Raw genomic sequence first — 7438 nt, 5'->3', positions numbered from 1 at the left:
GGTTTGGACCAAACCGGGCGCGCAAGTCCGTCGAAAACCGGCAGACAGGACGCGTAAGTCAGGCCGGGCGGGCGCCAGCCGCCCAGGGCCGGCATCGGGCCCGGCCTGGTACCGGGCTCAGACCGTCAGGCCGCCTACAGCCCCAGCACCGCGCGGGCGATGAGGAAGTAGACGATCAACCCGGTGGCGTCGACGAAGGTCGAGATGAACGGGTTGGAGAACACCGCCGGATCGGCTCGCACGGTATTGGCGAGCAGCGGCATGACCCCGCCGACCGACGCCGCGATCGTGCACAGCGACAACAGCGTCAGCCCGATCACCAGCCCGAAATCGACCCCATAGACCAGACCCGCGACCGCGAACGCGACCGAGCCGAGAATCAGCCCGAGTGTGAATCCCGTGCGGGCCTCCTGCCAGAGGACACGGGCCGTGTCCCGTGGTCGCACATCTCCGAGGGCGAGGGCTCGCGTCACGGTGGTGGCCGCCTGGTTGCCGGTGTTGCCGCCGGTGCCGATGATGAGCGGCACGAACAGCGAGAGCGCCACGACCTGCTCGAGGGTCGACTCGAAGACCTCCAACACCTGGACCGTGAGCGTGGCGCCCACCGCCAGCACGAGCAACCACAGCACACGAGAGCGCACGAGCGAGCGCATCGGGGTGGACAGGTACGGCCGGCGCAGCGGCTCGACACCACCCTGGCGGGCCGTGTCCTCGGAGTCGGCGTCCTGGAGAATCCTCAGGGCGTCGTCGAAGGTGAGGATTCCGACGAGGCGGTTCTCGTCGTCGACTATCGGCAACACGATGAACCGCTCGCCCGAGCACCGGCGGGCGGCCTTTTCGTCGGACTCACGCGCGCGCGCCGACACGGCCTCGTTCATCAGTTCGCGGATCGGGGTGTCCGGGTCCGCCCTCATCACCGAGCGCAGGCCGACAATCCCCACGAGGTGCCGCTCGTCGTCGGTAACGGGCAGAGCGTAGATGGTTTCGGTCCGGTCAATCCGCTGAAGGACCCGTTCGAGGGTCTGGCCGGCGGTGGTGTCGGGGTGTGTCGACACGTACTCCGGGCTCATGCGGCGCCCGACGGAGCCGACCGGGTAGTCGAGGACGGCCGCGGTCAGCGCCTGCTCCTCCGGGTCGAGCTCGCGCATCAGACGGGTGGCGACCTTGGCGGGCAGCTCGTCGATCAGACCGGCGCGATCGTCCGGGTCGAGCTCGGCGAAGATCTCGCTGACCCGGCTGTCGTGCAGGTCGTGGATGATCTCGGACTGCAATGGCGGGTCGAGCGCCTCGAACACGTAGGTCGCGGTGTCCTTGGGCAGGAGCCGGAACATCACCGCCCGGTCCTTGGTGCCGCTTCGCTCGAGGACATCGACCACCAGCCACGGCGGCATCTCGTCCAGGACCTCGGCGGCGTTGCGCAGATCCCCGGCGTCGATCAGGGTGTCGACGCGACGTGCGGCCAGTACCGGGTCGTAGGCGATCCGGTCCGCCGCGTCGTCCGGGGACTCCGAGGGATCGTTGACTCCACGGGACGGGGCGCTCACGTCACTCCACTCCTGACAGGTCATCGTATGCGGTCCGGGGATCGAGCCGCGGGTCCGCCCGGTACGCGGCCCGGGCGAGCGTGATGGAGGCGACGGAGGTCACCACCACGGTCGCGCCGAACGCGACCAGCGCCATTATCAGTCCCGACCAGCGGAAACCGCCGGTGAGGTCGTGGACGTACGCGGCCACGATGAACAGCATCATGCCCAATCCGGTGGCGACGGACAGTATGTTGATGCGGGTCAGCGCGTCGCGGGCCCGGTTCATGGACACCGCGGCCACGAGGAAGCATAGCGAGCCCAGCAGTGCGGGCACGCCGATCAGCAGGTCGCTGATCACCGAATCGGCCATCTGACTCACCTCCGACCTCTCGACAGCAGCCGCGCCAGGGCGACGGTGGACAACACGCCGAGGAGCGAGCCGAGCATCACCACATCCAGGGAGACGGCCGACCCCGTACGGATCACGAACATCACGAACAGCGCAACGGCACAGAAGTACGTGAGGTCGGCCATTACGGCGCGGTTGGCATCGCCCGGGCCACGCATCGCACGGTACGCCGCGACCAGCATGCTCGCTGCGACGATCACCGTGGCCGACCCCAGCAGAACGGTGAGCAACGGACTCATGACTTCTCACCTCGCAGGACGGACAGGATGCGGTCCTCGGTCTCGGCGAGCATCTCGACCATCTCCTCGCGCGGCCCGCCGAGTACCACGTGCACCCACAGGTCGGTCTCGCCGATCACCGTCACCAGGGTGCCGGGGGTGACGGTGATGGCCCAGGCCAGTGCGGTCACCTCGATGTCGGTGCGGCAGCGCATCGGATACCGGACCAGGACCGGGTTGCCCACGGGTCCGGGGGTCATCGCGGTGACGGCCAACGCCCACGACGACGCCACCACGTTCCACAGCAGCCACCCCAGTACGAGCGGGACCCGCAGGATGCGCCCGATCACGAGACACCCCCCACTGTCGTGGCGGTCAGCGCGTCGGCACCGCCGAGCACCGCCTGCACGTACGCCGCGGTGTCGACCAATCCGTCCACGGCCCGGTCGACCTCCGAGGCCACCTCACCGTAACCGAGGAACATCGCCACCGAGACCGCGACGAGCGCGCCACCCGGCACGAGCAGCCGGCCCGGTATGCGGGGACGGGTGGGCGCGTTGTCGTCGTCATCCCGGTCCGGCGAGACAGTGCCGGACGCGCCACCGTCGGGCGCGTCACCTTCGGACGCGGCGTCGCTCCACATGATCCCCCGCCACAGGCGGAGCATCGCCACGAGGCCGATGAGGGACCCGAGCAGAACGACGACGACGGTGACGACCCCCCACACCGTGCCGGGGGCGAGGGCGGCGGACAGGACCTCGAGCTTGCCGATCAGACCCGAGGTGGGCGGCAGTCCGACGAGGGCCGCGATCGCGAGCACCATGAGCACGGCGAGCGGTCGCTCGCGGTGCCACAGATCGGTGAGCGTGCCGAGGCGGTCGCTGCGGTAGAGGTGCTCGGCCGCCCCGACGAGCAGGATGAGCGCGCCGATCGTGACCATGTGGTGGATCATGTAGACGATCGCCCCGCCCGGCGCGGACGCCACCACCAGCGCGGCGAGGATGACACCGACCCCGGAGACCATCTGCCAGGCCAGGATCTCGCGGGCGTCGACGGGCGCTGCCGAGGCGATGGCGCCCCACAGGATCGTGATGAGCGCGACCACCAGGATGACGCGGCCCCACGCGGGGTCCAGGTCGAAGGCGGTGGCCCAGATGCGGATGACCGCGTACAGCGCGACCTTGGTGTGCAGCGCCGAGAACAGGGCCATCACGCCGGCCGAGGTGCCGGGGTAGGCGCGGGGCAGCCAGCCGTGGACGGGGACCGCGCCCGCCTTGATGCACAGCGCCATCACCACGATGCCCAGCGCCGCGGCGACGCGGCCGTCCTCGCTCGCCGCGCCCGCCAGTGCCGCGAGGTTGACCGCCCCGGCCGAGGCGTAGACGAAGCCCACTCCGGCGAGCAGCACGGTCGAGGTGAGGAGGTTGACCACCACGAACAGCCGACCCACGCCCAGCCGCCGCCAGCCGCCGGTCATCGCGATGAGCGCGTACGAGGGCAGCAGCATGACCTCGACGAACACGAACAGGTTGAACAGGTCCCCGGTGAGCAGGGCCCCGTTGGCGCCGGCCAGAAGGAGCAGCACCAGGGGGGCGAAGTAGCGACTCCGGGCGAACTCGCCGGTGAGGTCGCAGAACAGGACCGCCGCGGCCGCCACGACTCCCGTCGCGACGAGCATGATCGCGGCGAAGGAGTCGGAGACCATCGGGATGGCCACTCCGGGGACGAACGCGCCCACCTGGGCGGCCACCACGGGCTCGGCGTGGTGGTGCACGAGCAGGCCGATGCCCGAGACGGCGGTGACGGCGGGGACGGCCAGCGCGAGCAGACGGCCGACGACCCGCCACGGCATCATCGCGGCGATCGCCGCGGCCATGACCGGGACGGCGGCCAGCAGCGGCAGGAGCAGTGCGATCATGCGGCACCCTCCCGTCCGGTGGTGGTGAAGGCCTCGTCGCCGGTGTCCGGGACGTCGTGGGTGTCGTCATCGCGCCCCACCACGGCGAGCGACAGCATGAACACGGTGACCGCCATGGTGATGACGATGGCGGTGAGCACGAACGCCTGGGGGAGCGGGTCGGCGGAGATGTCGCTGCTGTTGACGTCCGCAAGCGGTTCGCTTCGCCACGCGGACACCCCGGACGAGAGCAACATCAGGTTGACGGCGTGACTGAACAGGCCGAGGCCGAACACGACGCGGACCATGCCGCGCTGCATCATCAGGTAGACCCCACCGCCGGTGAGGACACCGATCATGATCGCCAGGGTCATCGGCTCGCCTCCACGGTCTGGTCGGTGCCGGGGACCGCGTCGACGGCGGTGCCCTCCGCGCCGAGGGTGTTGAACGCGGTCATGACCAGGCCCAGCACACCGAAGAAGACCCCGAGGTCGAAGAACAGTGCGCTGCTGATGTGCTGGCCGAGGATGTACCAGTGCGCGGGCTCGAGGAACTCGCCCAATGCGTAGCCGCCGACCCCGGTGAGGCCGGCGAGGATGAGCCCGCCGCCGATGAACATGACCGGGGTGGACGGCTTGCTCACCGGGGAGTCCGACTCGCGGGACAGGTAGTAGAGCGCGAACGCGCAGGAGGCGACGAGCGCGGCGATGAACCCCCCGCCGGGCTCGTTGTGCCCTCGCCAGAGCAGCAGCACCGATACGACGGCGAGGGTGGGTGCCACGCCGCGGGACAGCAGGCGCAGAGGCATGGTGTTGCGGTCGGCGTCCTCGAGCGCCGTCTCGGCCTCGCCGGTGGCCTGCTCGGTGCCGGGGAGGAAGTCGTCGTCCTGATTGTCGACGGTGTTGTTGCTGGCACGGCTGCGGACCGAGCCGAGGACGGCGAGGATCGCGATCCCGGCCACGCCGAGGACGGAGACCTCGCCGAAGGTGTCGAGCGCACGGAACTCCACGAGGATCGTGTTGACCACGTTGGCGCCGCCGGTGATGTCCGGCCCGTTCTCGAGCAGGTACATGCCGATCGGCGAGCGCTCGCGGCGCCCGCTGAAGACCAGCGCTGCGGCGGTCGCGACCAGGCCCGAGGCCACGCCCAGCACGATCGCCGCGGTGCGGCGGGTGCGGGTCGGGGCGATGAAGTCCTTCGGCAGCCGGCGCAGGACCAGCATGAACATGATGATGGTCAGCGCCTCGACCAGCAACTGGGTCATGCCCACGTCGGGGGCGCCGAGACCAAAGATCTGGATGGTCACCGCGATGCCGACGGCCGAGAGCAACACCACCGCCGCCAGCCGCGAGCGCGCCGTGCACAGCCCGATGACGGAGAGCACCACGACGATCAGCAGCACCACGTCGATCGTCCGGTCGAGGTCGCCGACCCGGGCGGGCAGGGTCGCCCCGGTCGCGAACGCCCACGCGCCGAGCCCCACGCCGTAGACGCAGACCGTCGCGATGAGTGCGCCGGCGTGCCGTGCGGGGGAGTCGGAGGCGGTGGGCCGCACCAAGGCGCGGCCCGCGCTGACGGTGCCGCGCATCATCGACTCGAGTACCGCCGCGCCGGTGAACGGCAGCAGGTCGCGGTCCAGCGCCCGATCGAGGACGCGGCGTTGCCAGACGAGCAGTGCGCCGACGACCAGGATGAGCGCGGTGAATCCGAGTTCGAGCGTGAACCCGTGCCACAGGGCCAGGTGTGGTTCGTACTCGAGGTCCGCCGGGTCGAAGTCGGCGGGCAGGGCGGGGCGGGCGATCTTGTCGTGATAGAGCGGCAACCACCCGAACGGGCCCGCGGCCGCGCGGGCGATGGCGCCCATGGGGGCATCGAGGATTGCCACGACCAGCGCGAGTGGCAGACCGATGACCGCGGGCAGAGCGGCCGGAAGCAACAGTCGTACCGGCGCCTCGTGCACGTCGGCAACCGGCGTCACGCCGTCGGCCTCGAGCCCCCGGTCCTGACGGTAGAGACCCAGGAACCCGCCCATGACGATGCGGGCGCAGTAGAGGAACGTGAGGATCGCGCCGACCACCGCCGCGGCCAGCAGCACTGTCACGGCGACGGAGTTCCCGCCAGCGGCCTCGCCGAACGCGGTGAGCATCGACTCCTTGGACACGAAACCCAGCGTGGGCGGGATGCCGGCCATGGCCGCCGCCCCCAGGACGGTGGCCCCGAAGGTCCACGGCATGCGCCGCCACAGGGGGCCGAGGTCCCGGATGTCGCGCGACCCGGCCTCGTGGTCCACCACGCCGACCAGCATGAACAGTCCCGACTTGAACAGGGCGTGCGCGAGCGTGTGCAGTGCGGCGGCCGCGAGTGCGGCCTGCGTACCGATGCCGATGGTGGCGATGATCCAGCCCAGCTGGCTCACCGTCGAGTACGCCATGAGTTGCTTGAGATCGGTCTTCTGCAGAGCGAACACCGCCGCCATGACGGCCGTGCCCATGCCGACGGTCACGAGCAGCGCCTTCCACACCGCCACGTCGTGGAAGATCGGCGAGAAGCGGATGAGCAGGAAGATGCCGGCCTTCACCACGGCCGCGGCGTGCAGGTACGCGCTGACCGGCGTGATGGCGGCCATCGCGTCCGGCAGCCAGAAGTGGAACGGGAACTGGGCGGACTTGGTGAAAGCGGCCAGCGCCACCAGCACCGCGATCGCTGCTGTGAACTTCGGATCGGTGGACCACACGTTGTGGACCAGGGCCCCCGAGATCGAGGTGGCGCCGGTTCGCAGCCAGATAGCGACGACCGCCGCCAGCAGGGCCAGACCGCCGAGGAACGTCACGACCAGCGTCCGGAACGCCGAGGAGTACGCCTTGCGGCCCGAGTTCGCGATGAGCGCGAACGACGCCAGCGACGTGAGTTCCCAACAGACGAAGAGTAGGACCAGCGAGTCCGTGAGGACCAACCCCAGCATTGAGACCGTGAACAGCGTCATGAGCTGGTAGAAGCCGTAGTGCTGCGGTCCGCCGCGCCCACCACCGGAACCGCCGCCGGCGTGGCTGAGCACAGCACGCCCGGGCAGGTACGAGGTGGAATAGACGAGCACGATCGCGCCGATCACCAGCGAGAGCATCGCGAAGAACAACCCGGTGGGATCGGCGAACAGATCCAGGGTCCAGTTCCGCGCCGGCACCCACGGTATGCGCACGACCCGGTCTGGCATGCCCGAGAGGGCCCGCGAGATCGGCGGCAGCAGCGCCACCGCCCCGGCGAGATACAGCGCGGCCAGTGGCCACCCGGCACCTCGCCCGAGCCAACGGGTCAGTGGCCACGCCAGCAGTGCGGCGAGTCCGGCCGCGGCGATTGCGAGGACGGGGCTCATGGCTCCTTCCTGCGGCGG

At 70.1% G+C, this 7438-nt stretch carries 7 protein-coding genes; all 7 read right to left on the bottom strand.

Features of this window, described 5'->3' with window-relative positions; genetic code table 11:
• Nucleotides 1-134: 134 nt before the first annotated feature.
• Genes mgtE through mbhE form a run of 7 tightly spaced genes read right to left on the bottom strand, consistent with a single transcriptional unit; the run spans nt 135 to nt 7420 of the window.
• A complete protein-coding gene (gene mgtE / locus ACWIE7_RS18005; RefSeq protein WP_454070167.1) occupies nt 135-1544 on the bottom strand; it encodes a magnesium transporter in 1410 nt (469 codons plus the stop codon).
• A 1-nt stretch (nt 1545) separates the two neighbouring features.
• On the bottom strand, nt 1546-1896 hold the full coding sequence (locus ACWIE7_RS18000; protein ID WP_454070166.1) for a cation:proton antiporter: 351 nt from the start codon (nt 1894-1896) through the stop codon (nt 1546-1548).
• A gap of 5 nt (nt 1897-1901) precedes the next feature.
• On the bottom strand, nt 1902-2174 hold the full coding sequence (locus tag ACWIE7_RS17995) for a monovalent cation/H+ antiporter complex subunit F (protein ID WP_452100400.1): 273 nt from the start codon (nt 2172-2174) through the stop codon (nt 1902-1904).
• Nucleotides 2171-2503: a Na+/H+ antiporter subunit E gene (locus ACWIE7_RS17990; protein ID WP_454070165.1), complete on the bottom strand. Its 333-nt coding sequence runs from the start codon at nt 2501-2503 to the stop codon at nt 2171-2173. Before ACWIE7_RS17990 ends, ACWIE7_RS17995 begins: the two co-directional genes overlap by 4 nt.
• Nucleotides 2500-4071, bottom strand: a complete 1572-nt coding sequence (locus ACWIE7_RS17985) for a proton-conducting transporter transmembrane domain-containing protein (RefSeq protein WP_454070164.1) — start codon at nt 4069-4071, stop codon at nt 2500-2502. Before ACWIE7_RS17985 ends, ACWIE7_RS17990 begins: the two co-directional genes overlap by 4 nt.
• A complete protein-coding gene (locus tag ACWIE7_RS17980) occupies nt 4068-4424 on the bottom strand; it encodes a sodium:proton antiporter (protein ID WP_230929838.1) in 357 nt (118 codons plus the stop codon). Before ACWIE7_RS17980 ends, ACWIE7_RS17985 begins: the two co-directional genes overlap by 4 nt.
• Nucleotides 4421-7420: a hydrogen gas-evolving membrane-bound hydrogenase subunit E gene (gene mbhE, locus ACWIE7_RS17975; protein ID WP_454070163.1), complete on the bottom strand. Its 3000-nt coding sequence runs from the start codon at nt 7418-7420 to the stop codon at nt 4421-4423. Before mbhE ends, ACWIE7_RS17980 begins: the two co-directional genes overlap by 4 nt.
• Between the last annotated feature and the right edge of the window lie 18 nt (nt 7421-7438).

This window comes from Dietzia sp. NPDC055343 (assembly GCF_053645265.1).
The sequence above is the reverse complement of the archived record's forward strand: the minus strand, read 5'-3'. Positions and strand labels throughout refer to the sequence as shown.